Raw genomic sequence first — 26,186 nt, forward strand, 5'->3', positions numbered from 1 at the left:
GTGGCAGGTCCCCGCGCCTCACGGGCTGCGTTTTTGTTACGCCGTTCGAACCGGTGGAAGCTCCGTCGGCATTTTTCGAATATCCCACCGAATCTCCACACGCGGAACAAACGGAATCGAACACTGGTATGGCCCTGAAGACGCCGAAGAAACGCCGTTGGTAGGAAACGAGTGGCCAGGAAAGGCTTTGGAACTACTTGTGCACGTGGGATCGAGAGCTAAGAACCTGCTCTCGCCGTCCCCAGCTGTTCCACCACGTGACCTATACTTTTTATGGCCCGTAGTATCGATTCCCGATTTCCCATTCGTTTCTGAGCGTTAATAAGGGGGGTTCTGGAGATGGCTGCCGTTTCTGCGTCAACCGGCTCCGCGCTGGAGAATGTGGTCCGTCGCGTGCACGATATTTCCAGCATTCCGCAAGTTGCCCTGCGGGTACTTGAAGTGGCGAACGATCCCGATTCAAGTGCCAGTGACCTTAAAGAGGTTATGGAAACAGACGCTGCCCTAAGTGCACGAGTCTTGCGGTACGTTAATTCGTCTGCCTACGCGGTGCGAACCCGCATCACCAATCTACAGCAAGCGATTGCCTATCTTGGAATGAAACAGATCCGCAATATTGCGCTAACGGCCAGCGTGGCGGAAATGTTTCGAAATGACATGGGGGTGGAGCCGTACCGGCGCTCCAGTCTCTGGAAACATCTCGTTTCGGTCGGGATCTGCGCGCGGTTGATCGCCATGCGGTGCAAAATCGCGGCATTCGAGGACGTTTTTCTGGCCGGCCTTTTGCACGATATTGGCATCATCCTTGAAGATCAGTATGTGCACCCCAAGTTTCGTCAAATGATTATGGCGCTGACTCCGGAAAAGTCGCTCTGCGAATGGGAACGGCAGTTCCTGGGCTTTGACCACGCAGAGTTGGGCGAGGCGGTCGCCCGAGCATGGGGATTCCCCGAAAATGTGCGGACTTCCATTGCCTTTCATCACAATGCGGCCCTTTATCGCGGCGAGCAGATTAACATCATTCGCTGCGTCGCCGTGGCCAACCTCATCTGTACTTTGAAAGGCATGCCTTCTGTGGGAATCAACCTCGTCCGCGTACCCACTTGGGCCCTCCAGGGATTGAATCTCACAAAGGCAGATATTGCTGTGCTGGCTGAAGACCTGGATCGGGAAATAGCCCAAAACGCGATGTTGTATGAACTTTGACGGACGGGGAACGAATCGGTTGTGTGAAGCGTGAAGACCGCGGCGGAATAGATCGCGCAAATGTGGCCGAGGGGCAAAGACAGCCGAAAGCGAGGTGACAAATGGATGGCATCGTCCCCGAAAACCTGACTGAGTTTTTAGAAAAGTGGCAGGATCCCGAGGTGGGAAATTTCTCCCAGCCTTTCAGAGCATCTGGTTCGGGGTTCCTCGCACGGTGCAAAGCCCTGTGGGTTCAGTCACTCGGTTGCCCGGGGGATGGACCGACGGCCTCAACCACACTTATCAACACACTCGCCCCGGCTGTTTGGGACAAATTGGTTGACCTGGTGAAACATGTGGACCCCACAGTCGGAGCGCACCGCCTGGCGGTTCCCAACGAGCCCTCCTCATTCCTTCTTGTCTGGCCGCTACGGGGGACATTGCCCCCTCAAGTCTTGGCTGCTGTTCTTGAGAACGACTGGTTGAAAGAAGATGCTGAGGATGGCTGGCGAGATTGGTACGAAGACGACTCGGCCATGCCGGCCGCGGAGATTCTCACGATGTTGCTCTTGGAGTTGGAATGGCAACAGAAGGAGAAACTTCTCCAGGCCGAAAAGCATGTGGAGCAGCTCCTTAACGAACGGATCACGTTGAAGACCTCGCATGCCGAGGCGGTAGCTAGTGTGGTGGCTGAGCGCGAGCAGCGGCTTCGGGAGCAGGAGGAGCACTACCATCAAATTCAAACCATCATGCGCAAGGCGGCCGACGCCATTGTGACGCTTAACGAATCGGGAACGATTCAGTCGATCAATGAGGCGGCGGAAGAAATCTTTGGTTTTCGCGAGAATGAACTTGTTGGCCAACCGGTGGATGTGCTTCTGGGGTGTGACCATCGGGAGGCGTCCTCTTTAGAGGTTCTCTGCCAGGCCCTCAAGAGTGAACGACAGGTGTGCGAAATTCAGGGGCAGCGGAAAGACGGAACGGCCATCGAGCTCGAGCTCTCGGTAAGCGAGGTGTCCCTCGGGCAGGAACGCAGGTACATCGTCATTTTTCGCGATATCACCATTCGCAAGCGATTGGAAGAGCAGCAACGCCGTCTCCATCTGATGAACCAGATGATTCTGAATGCGGCCGGGGATGGCATCGTCGGCGTCGATCATGAAGGACGCATCACGTTTGTCAATCCGGCTGCATCGCGGATGCTGGGTTGGGAATGCGACGAACTCTTGGGGCGGTCGTTTCGGGAGACTGTGCATCAGCCTGTGGCGCAGGCCGGAAACCACGGAATGAGAGATTTCTTCCCGGTCAAGGGCTTGCCACATTCGGCCACGCCTGCACTGACGCAGACCGTATTTCGGCGGCGCGACGGAAGCACGTTTCCTGTGGAATGCAGCAGCCAGCCGATCCGGGAGGATGAGAGGATTACCGGTCAGGTCATTACATTTCGCGATATTTCAGAACGGCAAATGCTGGAAGCCAAGCTGCGCCAGGCTCAGAAGATGGAATCGATCGGCCAGTTGGCGGCCGGAATCGCCCACGAGATCAATACCCCACCCAATACATTGGGGACAATATTTGTTTCGTCCTGGAAGCATGGAAGGAACTGGATCCCATCTTTCAGGGTTGTCTCGAAATTCGCAGGCGGTTGCTCAGTGAAGAGGCGATCCAGGAAGAACACCTGGCGGCTCTCTACGATGCAATCCGCGAGGTTGACCTGGACTACCTGTATGAGGATGTTCCACGCGCTCTCAATGAAGCAATGGAAGGCGTGCGCGGGGTGGCCAAGATTGTCCGTTCGATGAAAGAATTCTCGCACCCAGCGGCGCAGGCGAAGCAGGTGGTGGATTTCAACCGCTGTGTGGAGAGCACGGTGACAGTGTGCCGAAACGAGTGGAAATATGTGGCGGATGTGGAGCTCGATTTAGACCCGCGACTTCCACCTGTGTATTGTTCGCCTGGTGAAATGAATCAGGTGTTACTCAATCTGATTGTGAATGCAGCCCATGCCATTGGGGACAAACTGGGAGGGGTCACAAATGAACGGGGAAAAATTACGATTTCGACGCGCTGCCAGGGGGATTGGCTGGAGATCCGCGTCAGTGATACGGGAACCGGTATTCCAGAGGCCATCCGCGACCGCATCTTCGATCCCTTCTTTACAACCAAACCCGTGGGTAAGGGAACCGGACAGGGCCTGGCGATCACGCATTCGATCGTGGTGGAAAAGCACCATGGCACGATCGATGTTGAAACGACCCCAGGAAAAGGGACGACCTTTATCGTGCGCATTCCTATTCACGATCAGGAAGAGGAAAAGAATGCTTCCGATTTGCCTGGCGGGTCTCCCGAGTCCGTGATCGCATGACAGGTACAAGGCCTTTGGCCAGGTTTGCGCGACATCAACCGTGCCCATTCCCGTTAATAGGAGTGAACAGACTGTGGAGATTTTAAGATCCGTGCTCCTGGAGAACAGAAAAAAGCGGATTCTCTTGCTCGATGACGAACCGGCCGTGGTCCGTTCCCTGGCCAGGATCATCAACCAGTTCCACCGTGATTGGGAACTTGAGGCCGTCACCGATCCGGAAGAAGCCTGGCTGCGCTTGCAGCGTGACCGATTTGATGTCCTGGTGACGGATGTGCGGATGCCCAAAGTCACAGGTTTGACCCTTTTGGAACGGATGCAGATGGACCCGCGCACGGCCTGTATTCCTGTGGTGGTTGTCACGGGATGGGGGGATTACGAAACCAAGCTGCGTGCCCTTGAATTGGGGGCGATGGATCTGCTGGAAAAACCCGTGGAACCGCGGCACCTGGTCACCCGATTGCAGCAGGTCCTGCGATGGAAAGAGGGGCAGGACATCCTCGCCGCACTCAACGTGCGTTTGCGTCGGATTCTGGACCGACACTTGCGAGAGCTTGCTTCTGAGCGAATGGGAACCATCTTGCGGCTGCTGATTGTGATCCAGCAGCGCAATCCTGATTTAGCTTTCCACAGCATGCGGGTTGCTGTGTATTCCAAAGTGCTCGCGCAATTGCTGAAGCTGGAGGACAGTCAGTGTCGCGAGATCTTTTGGGCGGGAATGCTCCACGACGTGGGCAAGATCGCTTTGCCCGATGCTCTCCTTGTGCGGGCAGGCATGTTCAGTCCTGGGGAGATAACCATCTGGCAAAAGCATTGCCAGTATGGCGAGCAGATTTTGCGGGGGCGCACGCCCTGGTCAGGCATGCTGCCAACCGGCGAAGACAGCGATTCCGGGACATCATCGATCGTCAAGACGGCTGCCCAGGTTGCGATTAGTCATCACGAGCGATGGGACGGCACGGGGTTCCCGTACGGGTTGGAAGGCGGAGCGATACCCCTCCCGGGACGGATCGTCGCCATTGCTGATGCCATCGACCATGCAACCCGCCCGGTGGCTTGGGCACATCTCTCTTCTCTCGTGGTATTGCCAGCGTCGGAAGAGGCGCACAAGGCGTTTGATCCGCGGATGGTTGAAGTGTTCCGCTGCCATGAGGAGGTCTTTCGCAAGCTCAGCGATCGGTTTCGAAGAATTCCTGCGGACAATGAAGGGTGGCTGGCGAGTGTGGACACCCAGTTATGCGGGGAATGGCAAGACGCTGCCAGTTCCGATTCGGACGAATCGAGTGCGCGGTGTTTATCGGAGTAAGCAATGAAGCGGATCATTTTCGTGGATGACGACACGAGAGTCCTGGAAGGTCTTCGGCGGTTGATGCGGGGATTCCGCTCCCAGTGGCAGATGGAATTTTTTGACAACCCCCTCAAGGCCCTCGAGCAAATCGAGAAGCAGCCACCAGACGTCGTCGTGAGCGACATTCGGATGCCTGTTATGGACGGTGCCGAGCTTTTGACGCAGGTTCAGGAGCGCGCACCGGCCACCATCCGAATCGCGCTGAGTGGGCAGTGCGATCGGGCGGCCGTCATGCGGGCTATCAGGCCCACCCATCAATTTCTTGCCAAACCATGTGAGCCGGAGACATTGCGGAAAACCCTCACCCGATTGAGCGAACTGAGGGACCGCGTCATCAACGAGGAGGTTCGGGCAGAGATTTCACGGATAGCGGCACTCCCGGTCGTGCCAGAAGCACTGACCCAGTTGCGGCGTGTTCTGACGCAGGATGATGTGAGTATCAGAACCGTGGCCAAGCTAATGGCTTCTGACGTTGGTATGTGCGCCAAGGTGATGCAGCTTGTCAGTTCCAATTTTTTTGGAACGCAGCGCAGCGCGTGTCTGCCGGAGGAAGCAGTGCGAGTACTCGGGATGGATGTCATTCGGCCGCTGGTGCTGTCGCAGGACCTGTTTACGCCCATCCCGCTCGAGGAAGATCTCAGTCATTTGGGGAGATTTTACAATCGTCTTTGCTGCACAGTGGCACGGGCCGCGCAGCGAATCGCTCAGATGGAAAACGCGGGGGAACCCTTTTGCACGTACAGCTATCTGGGCGGACTTTTCGCTAAAGTGGGTGTGGTTATTTATGCAGCGCTGGATATCACCAAATATCACCAGATCTTCAGACTCGCTGTGGAGGGGCACGGATCGCTCAGGCAACTGGAAACTCAGGTCTACGGCGTTGCTCGGACCCAGGCGGGCGCATATCTCTTTGCACTCTGGGGCCTGCCGGAACCCGTGGTGGACGCCGTGATGTATGCGGATCGGCCATCTGCGTCCCCGGTAGGGGGATTTACTCCGACCACAGCGGTTCATGTAGCGGAGGTACTGGTCCAGCGGCTGGTGGGAAGCATCGGTGGGGGTCAACCGTTCCTGAACCAGGATTATCTTCGCACGATCGGTCTGGAGGACCGCCTAAAAAGCTGGGAGAAAGAAGTGGAGCAAGTGGTCGAAGAGACATTCCGGGACGAGGAACGTGAGGGAAATGTGAGCGAGCCGGTCCTTCAAGAGACAGCAACAGAGTGAGAAAGATATGAGTGACAAGATTCTTTTTGTGGACGACGACGTGCATATCCTTCAAGCATTCCAGAGAACGCTTCGCCGCAAGTTCAATCTTGAGACGGCGCTGGGACCCGAGGAAGGACTGCGCTGTGTCAGAGAAAGGGGGCCGTTTGCGGTGGTCGTCTCGGATATGCGGATGCCGAACATGAATGGAGTGGAATTCCTACGGCAAGTCCGCGAGATCAATCCCGACACGGTGAGGATGATTTTAACCGGCAATGCCGATCAACAGACGGCTATTGACGCGGTCAATGAGGGATACATCTTCCGGTTCCTGACCAAACCATGTCCGCCGGAAGTCCTGGCGCGTGCGCTGGAAGCGGGACTGGAACAGTACCGTCTGATCACGGCAGAGCGCGAGCTTCTCTCCAAAACCTTGGCTGGCTGCATCCGCGTGCTCACAGACATCCTGAGCCTGGTGGCCCCCGAAGCCTTTGGGCGAGCGCTCCGCGTGCGCGAAATTGCGGCCCGTTTGTGTCGGGAACTCAATGTTCGCGATTCCTGGCAGATCGAGATTGCAGCGATGCTCGCACCAATCGGATGTATTGCCATGCCGGACGAGATCGTGCGGAAGGTGTTTCGGGGCGAGGCCCTCAAAGATCACGAGCAGTTGACCTATCAGACGCATCCCAGAATCGCCTACGATTTGTTGAGCAAAATTCCCCGGCTTGAACAGGTGGCTCTCATCGTGGCCTATCAAGAAAAGCTTTTTGACGGCCGTGGATTTCCGGCCGATCTGATCGCTGAGGAGGCGATTCCACTGGGATCCCGGATATTGAAACTGGCGATGGATTGGGATGACCTTTTGCAGGCGGGGATTTCTCCGGAGATGGCATTGGCCGAAATCATGGATCGTCGCGGCTGGTATGATCCGGCTGTGGTGGCAGCACTGCGGCGGACGCTCAACCTGAATCGCGTGTGCGTGGTACGAGAAATGAAAGTTTCCGACCTGGTGGACGGCTTGATCCTGGCCGATAACGTGTATTCCGTCAGTGGAACGCTTCTTTGCAGCAAAGGTCAGGAAATCACCCCGGCGATTCGCTTTCGCTTGCGCAATTACGCAGTGAACGTGGGGATCGCCCGGCCTATTCGCGTTTTCGTACCCACCAATACCGACCAGGAAAACCTGGAAAACCAACTCATTCCCGACCAATGAACTACTGAACACCTGTCAGTGGTTTTTTGCCAGAAAACGTGGAGAATGATAAGTAAGTCCCGAAAAACGTTTGGTTGCCTGGGAAGTGCTTATTGTTGATCTCTACACAAGGCAACTTTTTTCGTCTGTTCGTTTTTTCGGTTGGTGCATGTCCATGCGAGATTGGTATAATTAATGGAGAGCGAACTGGATGTGAAGTTCTTATAAGCCAACATCGGCGGGGGCGCCATCATGATCATCCGCTGTCCGGATTGTTCGGGCACGCTGGAAGTGGGGGACGGTCAATTACCCGACGATGTGGTCTGCCCACACTGCGGTCGACACAATCCTTTTGAAACAGCGACTCTCTCGATCCATCCCAAAGATCTCATCGCCCTTGGCCATTTTCAGCTCCTCGAACACATAGGAACTGGAAGATTCGGGGAAGTCTTCAAAGCGCGGGATATCAGGTTGAACCGCATTGTGGCTCTCAAGATCCCCCGCACGGAGATGATGGACGAGGGAACAAGGCGGTGGTTTTTACGAGAGGCCCGGGCTGCTGCCAAACTCCGCCATCCGAACATTGTGGCCATTCATGAGGTGGGTGTCGCGGACGGCCGGATCTACATTGCAAGTGACTATATCGAAGGGTGCACACTTGCCAATTATTTGGCAGCGACCCGGCCGACATTATGCGAGATTGTGAACATTTGTATCCAGGTCGCGGATGCCCTTCATTATGTCCATCAGGAGGGGGTAATCCATCGTGACCTGAAACCAAGCAATATTCTTTTGGATGCCCAGCGACGGGCCTATGTGACCGATTTTGGACTGGCAAAAGAGCTGACCACTGACTCCACCGTGACAGCCGAAGGGCTCGTCTTGGGCACGCCATCGTACATGTCACCGGAACAAGCCAAAGGAGGGGCATGCCACGCCGATGCCCGTAGCGACGTGTTTTCGCTGGGGGTCATCCTGTACGAGATGCTGGCTGGCAAGCTGCCTTTCAGTGCAGACAGTGTTCATGGGTTGCTGGACCAGATCCGATATGTGGATCCGACTCCTCCCCGCCGTTTTAACAGGCAAGTTTCCAGGGACCTGGAAACAATCTGCTTGAAAGCCCTTGCCAAGGACCCCGCGGCTCGCTACCAGAGTGCACTTGAGTTTGCCGAGGATCTTCGGCGGTTCCGTGCGGGATTGCCCATTCGCGCAAGACGGGTGGGCTGGGTGGGGCGGACAGCACGCTGGATTGAGAGGAACCGCCCGCTCGCGATCACCTTATGCGGTTTGGTGTTTTTGGCGTTACTCGTGACAACACTGGTTGCTACCCAAGTGTACCGGCACTGGTCGCAGTTCCGACAGGTTGTGATCGATACCATTCCCTCGGGGGCCAATGTGGTTTTTATTCCAATCGATCAGGAATCAGGCGAGCCAGTTCCAGAAAACGCCACCGTACCCAAGAAAAGTCCTGTACTTCAGAGTCTTCTTTCCGGCGATTATCTGGTGGTGGCTTACCTACCTGATGGACGGTTCCACGAGGTTTATCGGCATGTGCCACGTGACCAGCAAGAAGTTCCCACGATCTATCCTCACCGTTCGTGGGAATGGAACGGCAAGAAAGTCACGCTGCCCGTGGTCAAAATTCCTGATCACTTTGTGGCTCGCGACATGGCACTCATCCCCGGGGGTGAGGTCACGACCGTTCCTCCAAGGGTACCCTCTGTCTCAGGAAACGTAGTTCCCACACCCCATCGGCAGTTTGTGCCCAGCTTTTTCCTCGACACTGAGGAGATTACCTGCAAAAAGTATCGCGGCAACGAAGGTGAGCTACCAGATTCTACAAGCTGCTTGACAGAAAAGCCCGACGACAGCGATGCCCTCACATGCATATCGCTCGATCAAGCCATTGCTTTCGCGGAAGTTGTTGGCAAACGGATTCCCACGGAAGCGGAGTTCCTGCTGGCGGCAACGCATTTAGAACGTGAACGATCCAGGGCTGGTGCAAAGAGAGTGAATTTGACGTTCAGTGCGGCTTCTGAGGATAAAGGGGATTTCCTCCTTGTGGACCCGCAACGCCCGGTTAGGGGACTTTTCTCCAACGTGGCTGAGTGGACGATCACGGTAGCCCTGTTACCCGACCTGAGCGGTTCTCCGAGCAGGACCATCCGCGGTCGTGTCGTATGGGGCGCAACGCTCTCCATTCTGGATCGCAAGCCGGAAGCACTCGAAATCGCAGGGATTAGCACTCCTCGGCTGGTCCTTCATGAGGGCACCAAGAAGCCCGGCCTCGGGTTCCGGTGCGCGCGAAGCGTTAAACCCAGGATCGCCCCGGAAGACTTTATACGCTCCGTTGAGCGATAGAATCCACCGGTTGGGGGTGACGATCGTGACCACGGAAAACGGCGAAAAGACGGACGCCGTTGGCTTTCCTGGAGCCCTGCTCAAATTCGAGTCTGGTTTACAGGTTAGCCGCCTTTGTAGGTGTGCACTCCACGGGCTCCCCGAGAAGCACGATGTAAATTGTGCCCTCGTACTCCACCAGCACCACGCACGAGGTTGACGTTTCAGAATCCGAGGAGGGACAGTGAATTTTATCCCGCGGGATATCCACGATTTGACCTTCCGGTTTCCCGACAACCTCAACACCGTGCCCGATCGTAGTTTCGCCTTTTATGCTTTCTGGCAATCCCTCTGCCGAAGCGACCATGCGGATTTTTTGAAGTTTCACGATCGCAGACTTTCCTTTCAGGAAATAGAGCTTGGCAAACCACGGATCGCCTTCAGGTTTCGCAGAGAAACCCGGTGGCACGTGCGGAGAAAGAAAGATCGGAGGAGCTTGTGGTGGAATTTTTGGATAGCACTTTTTGGTTACCCCTGGAGGTACGATCACGTACGGTGGGCGGGGTGTCACCTCATGCGCTAGGTGAATGAGTCGCCCATTGGGCTTGAAACAGTTACCGTCAGAACAACTGGGAGGATCCGGACAGGCCGACGGGCTGGAGCAATGACAGGAACCTACGGTGCGGCGGATGGCGTCGGAATACACGACCGTCCCTGGATTCCCCTCAACCGGGCAGGCCATGCCGTAGTAATAGTAAATCGGGCTCGACGGGGGCGGCGGCACATAAAGGCAGTACTCATAAAAAAGGCAAACGCACGGTCCTCTTGTTTCGGTTGCTGTGTTGGTTGGCCCGCATTGGCAGCCGTCACCGCCCTGCGCCACATTCCCGAAACACACCACCACAAACGCCAGCGTTACGATTCCCAGCACGACTGCTGGAGCCCACTTGGCCGACCGAGCCATGGCTCGAACCTCCTCATTGAAAAGACCCTGGTTATTACACCCCACGCCTACTGCGTGTTTGCGCTCATCGGGAGTAGGAGAGAATAAAGTTAAGAATCGACTCTGTTTTCTATCCCAACGCGCAGAGGTTTGTCAATCCCCTCATATTGACTAAATCGGCCAGTCCTAATGAGTGGATTGGCTCCGGCGTGGTAACCAGTGATAGTGTTTGTGTCCCGCTCATCCTACGGCAATGTCACTCGCGGATGAGTTCGCGAATGGTCATTCCCGCGGGAATCATTGGCAACACGTGTTCCTGATAGGGGACAAGAACATCCAGGAGGAAGGGGCCCTCACTGTCGATCAGCTCTTTGAGGCCATCCAGGAGTTCTGATTTGTGCCGAATATGCCGAGCCTTCCAATTGAAGCCTTTGGCGATGGTCACAAAATCGGGATAGTGATACCGCGGAGCAAGCCCCTGCCCCTGTCCGACGGCCTCTGGCTCGTCGATTGGGCCGAGATAGGTATGCGCCCGGTTCCGGGCATGAAAGCGGTCTTCCCATTGGACCACCATGCCCAGGTGCTGATTATTGAGAAGCAGTACTTTAACCGGCACCTTCTCGCAGTAGCAGGTGGCCATCTCCTGAATATTCATGAGGAAACTACCGTCGCCATCGATATCGATGACAAGTTTATCCGGATGGGCAATCTTGGCACCGATGGCCGCGGGCAGCCCAAATCCCATTGTTCCCAGACCGAGGCTTGATAGCCACGTCCGCGGCTTGCGGAATTTGTAAAACTGTGCCGCCCACATCTGATGCTGGCCGACGCCGGTGGTGATGATCGTGTCACGGTCTTTGGTCAGTTTCCAAAGCTCGTAAATCGCCTGTTGGGGAAGAATCGCCTCGGGATGCTCCCGATACCGGAAAGGTTCCGTCTCCTTCCAGTGTTTAATCTTGGCATGCCACTCAGAAATGTCCTCAGGCGGCTCAATGATCTTATTCAATTCCTCAAGGGCGTATTTCAGGTCGCTCACAATGCCAATGTGGGCGTGCTTCACCTTATTAAGTTCGGAGGGGTCGATGTCGATGTGGACAATGGTAGCATATTTTGCGAATTCGCTGACTTTGCCCGTGACACGATCGTCGAATCGCACACCAAACGCAAGGAGCAGGTCGCACTCGGCCACCGCGTAATTGGCATAAATGCTGCCATGCATGCCCAGCATATCAAGCGAGAGCGGGTGGTCACCCGGAAATCCACCCAGGCCCATCGCAGTCATGGCCACAGGGATGGATGTCTTCTCCGCAAACTCACGGAGGGCGTCAGCCGCACCCGAAGTGATGACGCCACCTCCCGCGTAAATAACTGGACGCCGTGACTTTTTCACCACCCGCGCCACTTCACGCAGTTCTTCCGGTCGCGCCAGACGGGGTACCGGCTTGTAGCCGGGCAGATCCATCGGCACGTCGTAATCGGGCACGGTTTGGGCGATTTGCACATTTTTAGGAATGTCGATCAAAACTGGGCCGGGGCGTCCCGTGCTGGCTACGTAGAAGGCCTCTTTGAACACACGGGCGAGATCATTGACGTCCGTCACCAGATAGTGGTGCTTTGTGATACTCCGGCTGACCTCAACGGTGGGCGTCTCCTGGAAAGCATCCGTTCCGATGACGGATGTCCCCACCTGCCCCGTAATTGCGATGATCGGGACACTGTCCAATTTGGCGTCGGCCAAGGGAGTGATGGCGTTCGTTGCCCCCGGACCGCTCGTCGTCATGAACACGCCAACTTTACCTGTAGACCGGGCATACCCCTGAGCGGCGAAACCGCCGCCCTGCTCATGTCGCGGAAGCACAACGCGAATCTTATCCCGATATCGCGTGAGGGCCTGATGAATGGGCATACTGGCCCCCCCGGGGTAAGCAAAGACGACCTCAACCCCGTGATTCACGAGCGACTGCACGACGATTTCAGCGCCGCTGACCGGTTCACGCTTCACTTCGATCTGAGGGCTTCGAGTTTGAGGCGCCTTTGTTGCCGTGCTCACTGGTTTTCACTCCTTTTTTTCAGCTCTGGTCGTGGTTTTTCCCCAAATCAGATAGGCCGCCTCGCCCGCTCCGCAGGCGTAAGGGCGAGTTCAGCACAAATTGCAATAATCTTCACCAATTCAGTGTCGAATACCGCTTTGTCTTATCTCCCTGCATTGATCAAAGATACGGCGTCGCCGGGCCCTTTTCAATGATTACTCGGCCAGAAAATAATGCCCCGACGGCAGGACGCGGCTGCACCAGATGCGATAACACTCTCACGCCTGGTCCAATAGGACAGCCTTTCCCGAGTCAATGGTTCGCGCGATTCTTAAAGCCCCGACTCCGTTTCCGCGATGAGACGCCGGATCGCCTCAGGGTCGTCCAGTTCCCTCAGTTGGGGGAGAAAACCTGGCTGCGCAAGAATCCGGCTAAGTCGGGCAAGCGTCCGCAGGTGGCCGCGGTCGTCCACAGAGCATATCAAAAAGAAACAATCTGTCAGGGCTCCAGACTCACTTCCGAACGGGATACCGCTCGCTGTCCTCCCGAATGCGAGGAACGGCTGGCCGAGAATCCGGCTAAGGGGACGTCGCGGGTGCAACAGGGCGACACCGTTTTCCAACGCTGTGGGGTGCATTTCTTCCCGAGCGAGAACCGCCTCGGCCATCGCCTCAGGATCCCAGAGCCATCCTGTTCGGGCGGCCACTTCCGCCATCCTTTGAATGACTGCGATCCGCGTCTTTGCCGCCAACGGGACTTCAATCGCTTCCGGTGGTAACATCTCGGCAATGGAGATTTCGCTTCCGGGGCTCGCTCTGCCACGGAGTTGCTGCTCCATTTCCGCCAGATCGTCATCCTCTGTGGCCAGCCCAATGCGGCGCTCCAGCCAGTGGTGGATTTCAGCGCGCGAAAATCGCCAGTGACCGGCGACTTTCCGCCCGGGAATTTTGCCTCGTTCAGCCAGCCGCTGCACTTGCTGAGGTGTGAGGTGCAGGTACGCGGCAAGGGAAGACAGATCAAAATCTTCTGTGTCCGACATCTGGCCTATCCCCTGTGTTTATCCCCAGTCCTGGACTCTCTCACCTGGGCTTGGTTCTTCAGGCTGCGCAACGCTGAAAACACAATCTTGGAAAACTCCGCGCAATACGCCAACTCACGAGACCCGATGCCGATAACCTTGATTGTCCGCTACGATGGGGTGGTGGTCTATCCAGGGCAGCAGCGCCAGGCTTTTCGTCGAACGAATTGTTTGGGCGCCCGATACCAACCGGGTAAAGTTGGCAAACCAGGCTGATTCTGCCGAAGTGATGGGTTGTTGCTTGGCGGAACTGGTCTTCGGGCCTCTTGCAAAGTTGACAGAATAAGTTATAACGGCGAACCAAAGGACTAATCGTATCGTGCAACACGGTGATTGTCGGCATATGGAGGAACAGCTTATGGACACCATCAATGTCGCGTTGATCGGTCAGGGGTTTATGGGGCGGTCCCACTCGAATGCGTGGGGTCAGGTGGCCAAGTTTTTCAAGCCGCCCATCAAGCCGATTATGCATACGTCTTTTGGTCAACCAGGGGTGGACCCCGACCCGGCGGGTTTCGCGGCGAATTGGGGCTGGAAAAATGTTTCCACCGATTGGGAATCAGTCGTGAAGAACCCCGAAATCGGTCTCGTGGACATTGTGACGCCCAACTACATGCACGCGCCGGTGGCCAAGGCCGCCATCGCTGCGGGCAAACACGTGGCCTGTGAAAAGCCGATTGCAGGGACGCTTGCCGATGCCCGCGAAATGGTGGAGGCGGCGAAGAAAGCGAATGTGAAGACGTTTGTGTGGTTCAACTATCGCCGATGCCCTGCCGTGGCACTCGCCCATCTGTTGGTCAAGCAGGGAAAGCTCGGTGAAATTCGGCACGTTCGTGCTGCGTATCTCCAGGATTGGGCTGACGAAAACGTACCCCTCGTTTGGCGATTCGATAAGAATCTCGCGGGCTCCGGCGCCCACGGGGACCTGAACGCTCACATTGTGGACATGACACGTTTCGTCACCGGCTTGGAAATCACTGAAATTGCCGGCGCAATCGCAGAAACGTTTATCAAGAAGCGGAGACTGCCAAGTGCAGGCTCGACTGGTGCAATCGTTTCGGGTGGTGCCGGCAAGGAGGAGTGGGGCGACGTCACTGTGGATGACACGGTGCTCTTCCTGGCACGATTCTCCAATGGTGCCGTCGCCAGCTTCGAGGCGGCACGTCAGGCCACCGGCAATCAGAACCGCAACATGTTCGAAATCAATGGCACAAAAGGTGCGCTCAAGTTTGATTTCGAGCGGATGAATGAACTGCTGTTCTATGATGCCACGCTGCCTCGCGCGGTCCAGGGTTGGACGAACATCATGGTCACACATGCTCCGGATCACCCGTATATCGCCAACTGGTGGCCGGACGCCCACATCATCGGTTACGAACACGGCTTTGTGAACCAGGCGTATGATATCCTGCGAGTGATTGCCGGTCAGGAGCCTGTGGTGCCGATTCCGGACTTCGAGGACGCTTATCAAACGCAGCGGGTCTTGGAGGCCGCTTTGATTTCTGCCCGGGAGCGGCGCCCGGTGAAGCTCGAAGAGGTGTACTGAACTGACCTCGAGCCCGTCGCGTCGAGTAAATGGTGACGGGACGTTGGTCAACTGGAGATTGGTGAAACTTTCCGACAGGAGGTCACTCGGGGCGCTATGGACCGAGGAGCGGCTAGTCCAGAGCGCCCCTTTTCTCTCTCATCACGGCATTTGCCTGTGGGGATGATCTCCGTTTTCCTCAATGCCGGCTTCCGTTTGGTGATCGCCGAGTGATTACCTGTCCATCCGCGCTTTTGCAAAAACTACGACACCTCGCGGGCGCAATGCGCGTTGCAGGGGGCAATTCATGAATTGCCCCTACCGTTTAGACGGCAACTGAACCGGAGACTCGGAGCCCGGCCAGTGAAATGGCCTGTGCAAGCTCCAAGAACGGACCTAACATGCAGGTCCTTCCGGGCTGAATCCCGCCCCGCCCGAAGCCATGCCGAGGTCCACGTCCCCGTCAGAAAGAATGAGGATGAGTCAGGAGTGTTTACCGGTCACGATCTCGGGCGGAAACCAACAACAGGTAATAGAGCAGAGTGAGGATCGCCTGGAGCGTGGCCGCCACGTAAGTCCAGGCCGCTGCATTGAGAACTCGATTCACATAAGTAAGTTCCTCAGGGGAGACGATGCCGCGTTCCACCAGGAGCTGCTTGGCCCGGCGGCTTGCGTTGAACTCGACGGGCAGATTGATGACTTGAAAGATGACCACCGCCGAGAACAGATAAACACCCACCCAGGCGAGCCAGGTGAGACCCATCCCTAAACCGATGAGAAGGGCGAGAAGACCCAGGCTGCTTCCGAAATTGGCAGCCGGATAGGCGATTTGGGTAATCATGAGGGGCGCATACCCGTGGGCATGCTGAAGGGCATGACCCACTTCATGAGCCGCAATTCCCACCGAGGCGAGGCTTCGGCCCCGATAGACGTCAGGGCTGAGGCGGATGACGCGCTCGCTTGGGGAATAATGGTCAGTTAATTCACCGGGGACCATATCCACGTCCACATCCGTGAGCCCGGCAGAGTTGAGAATTAACCGAGCTGCCTCTGCCCCACTCAGTCGCGCCGGGATTTGCCTTGCCTGCGCATAGGTGCTGCGCACCCGGAACTGGGCCCACAGAGCCAAAATGATCGCCGGACTAATGAAGATCAGGTAAAACGGATCGAAGAAAAACATCGGCACGACGCGTTCACCTCCTCAAAAATTTATCCATTCCAGTGTTGACACCATCCCCGATGTGTTCACCGGGCAAACCCCTTGAATGTCGGAAGATGCCCGTCGTGATGACAGGCTTCAACCCAATTTTACGTTGGGTTTTCAGATTGTGTAGATCGGATTCCTGTTGCAGAATCAGGCTTGCCGGTCTAACATGGTAGCGGCGAAGTGGAAGACAATCTGGGCACACTCGAAAGGAGCCGTCCTCCAACCGGGCCACGAAGGTGTCGCCCTGTGCAGAAAAGCTTGGCGGCGTCAATCCCTGGCTCTGGCTTCCCCCCAATCCGGACTGAATGCCCGGACGCTCAATTCGGGATCAAAGAATCAACTGCCGTGACTCGTGTTGGGTATTCCTTCAGACGCATTTCGGGAGGACTATGTTATGCAGCAGCCTCGTATCTCACGCAGACGCGCGTTGCAATCCCTTGTGGCCACGTCGCTGGCCATTCCCTCATGCGTCAAGGCGACGGCCTTGGGGCTTGAAGGAGCCACACCGGCCAGTGAACGGGTGACGGTCGGACACATCGGAGTGGGAGGACGTGGACGGGATTTGCTTCGAGGTTTCATGACCTGTCCTGGCGCGCAACCCGTAGCGGTTGCCGACGCCTATCGCGACCGTCGCGAGGCGATGGCGGAAATGATTGAAGGAAAGGCCTACGGAGACTTTCGCGAACTGTTGGCCCGCGAGGATATCGATGCGGTGGTCATTGCCACTCCTGATCACTGGCACGTGCCCATCGCAATCATGGCGGCCAAGGCCGGCAAACACGCTTACGTCGAGAAACCGCTCGGACTGACAGTGGAGCAGGACCTGCTGTGCCGCAAGGTTTTCCGCGAAACCGGCCGTGTGTTCCAGTATGGAACCCAGCAGCGGAGCATGGCCCACGGCCGATTTGGCTGCGAACTGGTTCGCAGCGGGAAAATCGGCGAACTGAAAAGGATCGAGGTGATTGCCCCTGATGGTGGAGCAGGTGGGTCCACTGAACCGGCTCCTGTGCCGCCTGAGCTGGATTACGAAATGTGGATCGGTCCAGCCCCCATGAAGCCGTACACGGTGAGCCGTTGCAATCCACCGGGGACTTACTGGATTTATGATTTTTCCATCGGATTCCTGGCCGGTTGGGGGGCCCATCCGCTGGATATCATGATCTGGGGATGTGACGCAGATCTGGCAGGCCCGATGACCTTCGAGGGAACTGGTGAGATTCCGAAAGAGGGACTCTACGATACCGTGATCCACTGGGATGTGACCGTCCAGATGGGAAATGGGGTGGTGATGACCTTCAAGCCGGGCAGCGATTCAACGAAATTCATCGGCACAGAAGGCTGGGTGGACGTGCGCCGCGCAGGGATTGATGCCGAACCGAAGTCGCTCCTTAAGCTGGAGTTGGGTCCCAATGACGTGCACCTGACCCGCAGTCCGCGACACGACCAGAATTTCATCGAAGCCATCAAATCCGGTGGAAAGGCCATTGCCCCGATCGATGAGGCTGTGCGATCGGACATCATCAGCCATATGTGCGATATTGCCATCCGCACTGGCCGGAAAATCACGTGGGATCCCAAGAAAGAAGAAATCGTCGGCGATCCGGAGGCCGCCAAGATGCTATCCCGGCCAATGAGGCCGCCGTGGAAGCTGGAGGTCTGACCGACTGGTCCATTGGGAAAGCGGCGGGGATGGCTTCCACCAACTTTCCCAACCACCGTTCCGTGCACGATTCAGGCGGTAAGCGGTGAGATCGGGTGTACAACGCCCGGCCGCTGCCGCGCTGTGTCCGAGCCGCCACCAACAAAGGTCAGGCGTCCGCCCGAGCTGTGCGGGAAGCGAAAAAACCAAGCTCATGTGTGAGCTCAGTGAGCGTTGTCAACGCTCGCCGGAGTTCTGGGAAGATTGAGGCGCTGTAGACACCGTGTAGGCCCACTGAGGCGCGCGGCTCTCAATGCGCAACTCCGCCCAACATCCCCAATCGCCGACGGAGTTGCCCGCCGGTCCGACGTCTGCCACGAGTTTGAGCTTGATGGTCTTCCCTGCCCAGGGACTTAGATCGAGCTCCCAGGGATGCCAAGCGTGGTCGCGCTGGATGATTTCTCCAAGGAGCGTGTGCTGGCCGCCATCGTCCACCACATAAACCTGGTACAGGATGCCGTCTCCGGGGTCGCTTCCGTCGCCTTTGCCTACGGCACATCGCAAACAGGCAGGCACATTCGGCGGAAGATGAACTGGCTCGAGGACGGCCGCCACGTAGCCCACACCTCCGCGATAGGGCGGATGCATGAACAGAGATGCCTTCTCCACGCCCCCGCAGGAAGTTTTCCTTTTGTCCACGATCGCCCCTGTGGCCGAGTCCACAGGGGCCTCGTTGTGACCGCGCACGCATTGCATGGTGGATTCAATTTCAGGAAACGGCACAACTTCCACGAGTCGGCGGTCCACAGCGAGCCGCCACATTTGGCGAAGAGTGAAACCGTTTGCACTGAGTTCCACCGGCACATCGATGACGCCCTTCTTTTCCGGTGGTCGGAAGGGTAGAGAGACCACCGTCCAACTCCGCGGAGCGAGTTTAACCTGTTGAGTGGCTTCCCCAACTTTAACCAGGAAAGGTTTTTCGTCCGGCAAATTGGCACGCAGTGACAGCGACCATTTTTGCTCAGCGGCGTTTACCTGGAGATCAACATCCGCCAGGGGAACCACGCGAAAATCCAACCAGTGTCCATTATGCGAGTGCCACACGAGACTTCCTGGTTTGGCGTCGAGGGGAACAATCCAGGACCCAGAAGGTTTCCCTTCGATCTTAACGGTCTCGCCGGGTACGACCGTTTCCCGATCGCAGTTCAGGCTGGTGGAAGGCGGCGGTTCAGGTATGAGTCGGTAGCTGAAAGATGGGTTCTGGGGAACCACGTGGACAAATCCCCGAGCAAACCTGACCTCAACCGGTTGGCCCTCCCTGCTCTCTTCATCAAGGCCGGTTGCCTTGGCTGACTGGCCATTCAACTTGACAGCCATGACGCTGCAATCGAGGGGAATTAGCTCAAAACTTCCGTCCGATTTTGGCAGCAGGACCAATTGGCCATCACACAGCACACGCGGAAAACGTGTGATTTTTCCCCGCCCGTTGGCATAGATGTAAGCTGGGGATTCTACGTAGTCGCAACGGTGATTCTCTATGAGGGCCGAATACGCGAGCAGCTGACCGTCGGGAAACTCTCCCCGTGCACACCAACCGTTCGGCGGTAAAGTCAGGTCCATTTCCGGAATATGCCATGAATCGTGGGAGTGGCCGTTCACCCACAGCTCAAGGCCGTTGGAGTACTTCACGTACACCTGTGACCGGCGGTACGCTCCTGTGAGGAGCGCTCGGCTGGTCGGTTCCAGGTGCCCTTCAGCATTCCAGTAACGGATATCCGCCACTGTGGCCTGGGCATATCGGGCGTGAATTTGTTGTACTGAGTAGTAGCTTCGGATGGCGTTGCCCATTCCGCCTTCCATGACAAGAAAGCCCGTGTGACCAAAGGCGAGTGTCGCTGCCAGAAACCGATCCAGTGCCTGCTCGTCGCTCAGGTGGGGGTGGCCCTGCGGATAAAACATCCCCAAATTTCCCATCCCGAAATTGCAGCACAGGGGGTGGAGTTTCCGCAGGTCAAAATCGACCAGCCAGGGATTGATATCGAGCCGGGCGAGTTGGTCCTGACCGTAATTGCCATCCGTCAGACCGCAGTAGTACCAGTGGTTGTTCCCTTCGCTGTACACCGGCCCATTCCAGGTGGCCTTCTGGTGAAGCATGATCTCGCCATAGGCATAGAATGTGGCGGCGAAGGTCCCTGCTCCTGGTACACGGGCATCAAAGTCGCAGTAATCCCACGGGCGGACGGCCGTGTGGACGTCGCAGTACGCGGTGCTCAGATGGAATTTCTCCTGAATGATGGGGGCCAGTTTAGCCTCGAATTCCACCGCTCGGGCTGGTTTGAGGTTGTAACAGCGTGGCCACGCCCGGCGCCAGTTACCGTCCGATAACCGTGTGACGCAGTCCTCATTCCAGAACTCATTGACTGGCGCGTAGTCCGTATAGTTGTTGTAGATGCCGTAGCGAAATCCCAGTTCCTGCATTTTTTGGGCATACCAGCGCTGCCCTTCATCACCCCCCTTCCCCGGTGCCGCACGGGTACGCAGCGTGAAACTTTCGCCACCATCTCGCCAACCTGTCTCGTGGTCGGTGACGACGATGTTCGTCATACCGTAGCGGGCGACGCGCTTCCACAGCTCATAATCACGCTGGCGATTCGACGCCCCGTGAGCCCGCCAAACTCGCTCTCCGGCCACGTGCATCCAGGGGGATTTTGGATTAGGAATATTCGGCAATACCTCTTCAAACTGGGGTGAGACTGTCAGGAAGATGCGTTCAAAGCAGTCATTGAGTTGGCCGTCTGTTTTGGGCAGATAGCGGGCACCACCGTTATACACGAGATGCTGAGGGGAAGGATCATTGATCGCGAAAAGGGCCGACGCGTTGGAACGGTAGTAATCCACAAGCCCCATCATGAACAGTGGCATGTGATCATCCCCCGCCACAACGACGGCCGGTCGGTGGGCGTCGCAGGTCAGATACGGCAGCGTGATCAATCGTGGGGAAGGAATTCCCTCTGCGTATCCAAATTGCACTTCACCCACCACACCGCCGCGACACGCGACATCGATGACGAGGCTTTTCTGCCACAGTCGAAACGTGTAGGTCACCTCGGTGCTGAGACCGTCGGCCTCTGCCCGCCAACGGGAAACCACGCGCTGGTCCTCTTTGCGGCAGTCAAGGAGCGTGTATTTCGGCTCTACAAGCCGTCCGTCAGGGAGGCGAAGTCGAATCCCTCCGTTCACCATCGGCCGGAACGTCAGCCCATTTGACCAAACCACGGCGACATCACCCCAGTGTCCTTCCCGCGGCTGGTAGCGATAGGCGAACTGGCAGTCGGTTCCTTCGTAACGGAATTCAAACGCATCGCCCGTGTGGACAACTTCGGTCCGATATGGCTGCGTGAGCTGATCGGGAAGGATAGTTTCTTCCCGCGTGGGGAACGGAAGAACGCCAGGGCCGGTGTTTGTGCCGGTTGTTTGGCCTTCTGGGAGAGTAAGGGGACGCCTGGGTCGCGGCGCAAAAGCTAGGGGCGGCAACGCTTCCAGGTAGGGCGTCAGGTTGTCGAAATACAGAACACGGTCCTCCGCGTTTGTACCCCCGCTGATCTCGATACCTTCGACGAGCCCGCCCTGCTCCAGGGCCTTGGCATCTTCCGGACGAAGGCGAGTGTGGACGAGAAACCATTCCCGCCAGTTGACACGTCCCATATCGGCTCGAATAGACCGGCCGTCGGGGGACTTCAGGAGGATGGTGATTTGCACCTGAGGTGTGCTTGGGTCTGGAACCCATGCCCAGTTATTGCCGTAGATCCACACGTTGACGCAGTCCACCGGCCCGGCAAACGGCACAGGCTGCGGCGGCCTGACAATGATTGCGGGATTCGGGCCAGTTCCTCGATAGGTGAGCTTGCCCACATACTTTCCCCAAATCTGTTGCTCGCGGGAGCGGATGAACTCGGCTACCGCATTTCTGGTTTCCACGGTCCATCCGTCAAGGTTTTCAAAGTCGATGAGAGGCGGCCGCGTATCCTCCGTGCGGCCGGCCCAGTCCATTTCGTACGGACGCTTTCCTACAACCTCCTCTGCCTCGCAAAGGAAAGAGTAGGACTGTATTCCAAGCAGAATTCCCAAAAGCGTCAAGTACCTGAAATAGAGGGTGTGAAGCATGGTCATCTCCCTCAACGAGTACAGTTTGATCGTCGTCCCGGCCTGCCCTTTGCGGGAAATCATAGGGAGGAAAGGGAACTTAGGGTGCTGAAAGGCGACGTACAAACGCACGGGGGCACTTGTGTGCTGCGTGCGAAGGAACGACAATTCTCGTCGGTCGAGCCCCATTATGTTCTGCCCTTTGGCGAAAAGCGAGAGGGTGTAGCTTTGCGAGGAGGAATCTGCCATGCGGTCTGTGTTACGGCGCCATGTGGTTTTGTCGTTCCTAGTGATGTTGGGGAGCGTCAGCATCGTCTCTGTTAAACAGAAATTCGTGGCTGCAGAGGATGCCCGCTACCCCGACCGCTGGGTGTGGGTGTTCGGCTACGGTTTGGGACGAGATAGTGATGTGGCCGAAGTGATTAAACTGCTCGATCGAGCAGGCAAAAGTGGGTACACCGGTGCGGCGGTTTCTTTTGGACTGGACAGTCTCTGCAAACGGGATGAGACCTTCTTCAGACGGCTCGAAGAAGTCAAGGCGGCCTGCGCTCGGAATCATCTCGACATAGTCCCTTCCATTTTCTCGGTGGGCTATGGGGGCGGTATTTTGGCCCACAATAAGTACTTGGCAGAAGGCCTGCCGGTCAAGGATGCCCTGTTCGAAGTCCGCGGCAACGAGGCGCGGCTCATCCCCGATCCGCCAGTCGAGATTCAAAATGGAGGGTTTGAAGAATTCTCGGGAAATCGCTTCACCGGTTGGCGCTTTCACGACCAGCCTGGAGAAGTGAGCTTTGTCGATACTGCCGTGAGGCACACTGGCCGGGCGTCGCTGCGAATGGAGAATTTTCGGGCAAATCCTCACGGCCACGGCCGAGTCATGCAGGAAGTTCGGGTCCACCCCTATCGCTGCTACAAAATGACGTTGTGGGTCAAAACAGAGGAATTGCAGCCCACCAGCGCGTTCATGGTCCAGGTGCTGGCAGACAATCGGACACTGGCCCCCATTGAATTCAATCTGTCTCCCACCACCGACTGGACGAAGCTCGTGCTCATCTTCAACAGTCACAAATTTGATGTGGTCCGGGTGTATGCCGGGGTGTGGGGTGGTCGCAGTGGGCGGTTCTGGATTGATGACTGGACCATCGAAGAGATGGGGCCGATCAACGTCCTGCGCCGCCCGGGAACCCCCGTGACGGTCAAGAGCGAAGACGGCTCGATCGTCTACGAAGAAGGTCGCGATTATCAGCGATTGGAAGACCCGAATTACAGCCCCTTTCGGGTGGACCGCCCTGCTCCTCCGCTGCGGCTGATGCCGGGAAGCCGGATCAGAGATGGGCAGCGACTTAGAGTGAGCTGGTATCACTCCCAGAAAATCCATGATTCGCAGGTCACAGTCTGCATGGCCGAGCCCGAGCTGTACGAGATTTTCGACCACGAGGCAGCTCTTCTCGCGAAATACGTCAATCCTAAAAAAGTGATCCTCAGCATGGATGAGGTCCGCATGGGCGGTACGTGTGAAGCCTGCCGAGGTCGTGATATGGGCGAACTACTGGGCGAGTGTATCACGCGGCAGGTCCAGATTCTGCGGAAATATATGCCCGATGTGCAGGTCTATATCTGGTCAGATATGCTCGACCCCAATCACAACGCCCACGGGGATTATTACCTTGTGGAGGGCGATTTTACGGGAAGCTGGAAACATGTTCCTAAAGACCTTGTCATTGCGGTGTGGGGTGGAGCCCCGCGTCCCAAGAGCGTGCAGTTCTTTGCCGAGCAGGGATTCCCCATCCTCATTGCCTGCTATTATGACGCCCCCAACCTCGACGATGTGAAAGGATGGGCGAAGGTGGTGGAAGGTGTCCCGGGCGTCCGGGGGTTCATGTATACACCATGGACCAGGAAATACGATCTTTTGGAGGAATTTGCGAAAATCCTGTGGGGACGCTGAGCGCGGAGCTCAGCCTGACGTGGCTCCGATGCCATCATGTGCCCTGAACAGGCCTCCACCTGTCACTGGCCGGGGTTCACCGTGTGCCAGCGGCTAGCGGGAGCCGGTAAGGCAGGTATGGCCCGGGCGGCCTGGGTCACAGGACCACATTACGCGGAGAAATACTCCGGCTCGTTGCCGGGTTTCCATTTGATATTGCAGCCGAGGCTGGGCTTTTGATCGGGCGGGACTGGTCGGCCGGCGAGAACGGCTTCGATGGCTGCTCGCAGGTCTTTTCCCGTCACAGGGATTCCGTTTCCCGGACGGCTGTCGTCGTACTGCCCTCGGTACACCAATCGACGCTCTTTGTCGAAGAGGAAAAAGTCAGGAGTGCAGGCCGCCCGGTACGCCTTGGCAACTTCCTGGGTCTCGTCGTATAAGTAGGGGAATGTGTAGCCGCGAAGTTTGACCTCTTCCCGCATCTTTTCCGGAGAATCATCCGGGTAACTTGCTGCATCGTTGGAGTTGATTCCGACGATCGCGACCCCCTTAGCCTGAAATTCCTTAGTGAATTGTGCCAGGTGATCGGCAATATGTTTGACGTACGGACAGTGATTGCACATGAAGATGACCAGCAGCGCCGGGGCGCCGTCAAAATCGGAAAGGCGGACGATGCGACCCTCGGTGTCTGGCAGAGCGAAATCCGGCGCCTTGGCCCCAAGCGGGAGCATCATGGTACTGCCTGTGCGAACCATCGAATTATCCTCCTCCTTTTCGTTTTCAAATAAGCGCGGGGAAAGGTTCCCCCATCGACTGACTCATCGTCATCATTTGAACTGCCTTTGGATATTGTACGGTGCCAGAAAAGAAGTCCAGTCCACAGGCTAGGCGAAATGGTGAGTGAATCGCCAAACACATCCGCACTTTCTCCTTGCTTATGGGGCCGCGGACGTTCACACCCCTTGGCGCGGCAGCCAGAGTCAACCCGGAGGGACCTGCTTGTCAGGTTGGCTTTTCAATGTTGGATAGTCCATTTTTATTCAGCGGGCATAACAAGCGTGCCCCTCCAAAAGATTCTTCCTCGAAAGCCGCGTGTCAGGTCGCGTTCTAGCGTTCGGACAATCCACACCAGCCGGGCTCCAACTCTGCGGTTCCGTTGTCGGTCGAGCGGTAGAGGCAATTCATGAATTGTCCCTACCAACACATTGTGTTCGTGGGATGTGGTGCGTTCTCTGCAAAAGCGAAGATGAGTCAGGTGAATCACCCATCAGTTCTAGCCAAATTGGGAGACGGCTGGTGGGGTGGCCTGGACAAGAGTTCTCATCTTTGCAGTGAGCTTTTTCCAATCCTCTCCTGCAAAAGCCGACGAATCTCGCCCGTCTCCAGGGCCACCCTGAACGCATCCAGGCCTGAATAGATTCGGTGGCTGAGAAACTTGACGACCCAGTTGTGCCGCATGGGACTTATAGTGACCACCACCGCTCCATGGCGATAGGCTTCCCACATCTCGATGGCCGTCCCCATTGAAGCCTGAGGCAGATAAGCGATGAGAAGGTCCACGGTTCGACACATTTCATTGTGAAAGAAAAAGACTTCGCGACCGGTGCGCCGGTCATATTCCAGAGAATTTCTGTGATCGGCAAGGGGATCGTAAACGTCGGCCTCGGGAAGGTGTTGCCGCAGGAGGTGTTTGAGCTCTGCCCGATAATCCTGCGGCACCAGTCCCTTCTCGATCATGGATCCCTGCATCACGCCTGCCAGGAAAACTTTCCACCGCATGGAAGTCGCTGGTGCTGATGGCTGTTTCCTCCCGACCGTTACTTTGCAGGGCGATTGCTCGGTTGGTGTGTGATCGTGAGCCATGGCTGATCATCTCGTGGTTCTCGGTTTTCGCCTAGGCCGGTAAGTGCCACAAACTTTTCCCAGACGTCATCAACCGTTTGTCTTCACGCCTGTGTGAGCCAAAAACAGGAATAAACAGGCATCGCAGGGGCTAACTAGCGGGTATGGTTGAATAGCCCCCCGTGCCTCGCGAAATCCCGCCTTGAATACACCCCCTTCTTA

Annotated in this window: 17 protein-coding genes; 10 read left to right on the top strand and 7 right to left on the bottom strand. The window is 56.7% G+C overall.

Annotated features, from left to right (window positions below; translation table 11 throughout):
- Positions 1-339: 339 nt before the first annotated feature.
- The 7 genes from THTE_RS07310 to THTE_RS07340 all read left to right on the top strand — a co-directional run bounded on the left by THTE_RS07310 (position 340) and on the right by THTE_RS07340 (position 9,651).
- Positions 340-1,206, top strand: a complete 867-nt coding sequence (locus THTE_RS07310; RefSeq protein WP_095414807.1) for an HDOD domain-containing protein — start codon at positions 340-342, stop codon at positions 1,204-1,206.
- Between the two features lie 101 nt (positions 1,207-1,307).
- Positions 1,308-2,987, top strand: a complete 1,680-nt coding sequence (locus THTE_RS07315; RefSeq protein ID WP_095414808.1) for a PAS domain-containing protein — start codon at positions 1,308-1,310, stop codon at positions 2,985-2,987.
- Complete coding sequence (locus THTE_RS07320) at positions 2,984-3,550, top strand: sensor histidine kinase (protein ID WP_157731890.1); 567 nt, start codon at positions 2,984-2,986, stop codon at positions 3,548-3,550. Before THTE_RS07315 ends, THTE_RS07320 begins: the two co-directional genes overlap by 4 nt.
- A 73-nt stretch (positions 3,551-3,623) precedes the next feature.
- Positions 3,624-4,853 carry a response regulator gene (locus THTE_RS07325; RefSeq protein ID WP_168175807.1) on the top strand — a complete coding sequence of 410 codons (1,230 nt, stop codon included), beginning with the start codon at positions 3,624-3,626 and terminating at the stop codon, positions 4,851-4,853.
- A 3-nt stretch (positions 4,854-4,856) separates the two neighbouring features.
- A complete protein-coding gene (locus THTE_RS07330; protein WP_095414811.1) occupies positions 4,857-6,119 on the top strand; it encodes an HDOD domain-containing protein in 1,263 nt (420 codons plus the stop codon).
- 7 nt (positions 6,120-6,126) lie between these two features.
- A complete protein-coding gene (locus THTE_RS07335; protein WP_095414812.1) occupies positions 6,127-7,311 on the top strand; it encodes an HD domain-containing phosphohydrolase in 1,185 nt (394 codons plus the stop codon).
- Positions 7,312-7,542: 231 nt separating this feature from the next.
- Positions 7,543-9,651 (top strand): bifunctional serine/threonine-protein kinase/formylglycine-generating enzyme family protein, encoded by a 2,109-nt coding sequence (locus THTE_RS07340; RefSeq protein ID WP_095414813.1) that lies wholly within the window; start codon positions 7,543-7,545, stop codon positions 9,649-9,651.
- Between the two features lie 97 nt (positions 9,652-9,748).
- Here the strand turns inward: THTE_RS07340 and THTE_RS07345 are convergent, their stop codons facing one another.
- The 3 genes from THTE_RS07345 to THTE_RS07355 form a co-directional block, all read right to left on the bottom strand.
- The gene (locus THTE_RS07345; RefSeq protein ID WP_095414814.1) at positions 9,749-10,594 is read right to left on the bottom strand and encodes a hypothetical protein; all 846 of its coding nucleotides are present in this window, start codon (positions 10,592-10,594) and stop codon (positions 9,749-9,751) included.
- A gap of 235 nt (positions 10,595-10,829) precedes the next feature.
- The gene (gene ilvB, locus THTE_RS07350) at positions 10,830-12,623 is read right to left on the bottom strand and encodes a biosynthetic-type acetolactate synthase large subunit (RefSeq protein ID WP_095414815.1); all 1,794 of its coding nucleotides are present in this window, start codon (positions 12,621-12,623) and stop codon (positions 10,830-10,832) included.
- Positions 12,624-12,934: 311 nt separating this feature from the next.
- Positions 12,935-13,642 carry a PTS sugar transporter subunit IIA gene (locus tag THTE_RS07355; protein WP_095414816.1) on the bottom strand — a complete coding sequence of 236 codons (708 nt, stop codon included), beginning with the start codon at positions 13,640-13,642 and terminating at the stop codon, positions 12,935-12,937.
- A gap of 397 nt (positions 13,643-14,039) precedes the next feature.
- Here THTE_RS07355 and THTE_RS07360 point away from each other — a divergent pair, with 397 nt between their 5' ends.
- Positions 14,040-15,227: a Gfo/Idh/MocA family protein gene (locus THTE_RS07360; protein ID WP_207651805.1), complete on the top strand. Its 1,188-nt coding sequence runs from the start codon at positions 14,040-14,042 to the stop codon at positions 15,225-15,227.
- 472 nt (positions 15,228-15,699) lie between these two features.
- Here the strand turns inward: THTE_RS07360 and THTE_RS07365 are convergent, their stop codons facing one another.
- Positions 15,700-16,386 (bottom strand): zinc metallopeptidase, encoded by a 687-nt coding sequence (locus THTE_RS07365; protein ID WP_095414818.1) that lies wholly within the window; start codon positions 16,384-16,386, stop codon positions 15,700-15,702.
- 421 nt (positions 16,387-16,807) lie between these two features.
- On the opposite strand from THTE_RS07365, the gene THTE_RS07370 reads away from it, so the two are divergent.
- Complete coding sequence (locus tag THTE_RS07370) at positions 16,808-18,073, top strand: Gfo/Idh/MocA family protein (RefSeq protein ID WP_095414819.1); 1,266 nt, start codon at positions 16,808-16,810, stop codon at positions 18,071-18,073.
- 216 nt (positions 18,074-18,289) lie between these two features.
- Here THTE_RS07370 and THTE_RS07375 read toward each other — a convergent pair whose 3' ends face one another.
- Positions 18,290-22,216 (bottom strand): glycoside hydrolase family protein, encoded by a 3,927-nt coding sequence (locus THTE_RS07375; RefSeq protein ID WP_157731892.1) that lies wholly within the window; start codon positions 22,214-22,216, stop codon positions 18,290-18,292.
- A gap of 226 nt (positions 22,217-22,442) precedes the next feature.
- Here THTE_RS07375 and THTE_RS07380 point away from each other — a divergent pair, with 226 nt between their 5' ends.
- A complete protein-coding gene (locus THTE_RS07380; RefSeq protein ID WP_095414821.1) occupies positions 22,443-24,143 on the top strand; it encodes a carbohydrate binding domain-containing protein in 1,701 nt (566 codons plus the stop codon).
- Between the two features lie 149 nt (positions 24,144-24,292).
- On the opposite strand, the gene THTE_RS07385 is transcribed toward THTE_RS07380, so the two are convergent.
- Both THTE_RS07385 and THTE_RS07390 read right to left on the bottom strand, forming a co-directional pair.
- Entirely contained in the window at positions 24,293-24,877 is a 585-nt protein-coding gene (locus THTE_RS07385; RefSeq protein ID WP_095414822.1) for a thioredoxin family protein, read from the bottom strand.
- A 565-nt stretch (positions 24,878-25,442) separates the two neighbouring features.
- Entirely contained in the window at positions 25,443-25,901 is a 459-nt protein-coding gene (locus tag THTE_RS07390; protein WP_095414823.1) for a TIR domain-containing protein, read from the bottom strand.
- Positions 25,902-26,186 lie beyond the last annotated feature (285 nt).

The sequence above is a fragment of the Thermogutta terrifontis genome (assembly GCF_002277955.1).
Lineage (GTDB): Bacteria > Planctomycetota > Planctomycetia > Pirellulales > Thermoguttaceae > Thermogutta > Thermogutta terrifontis.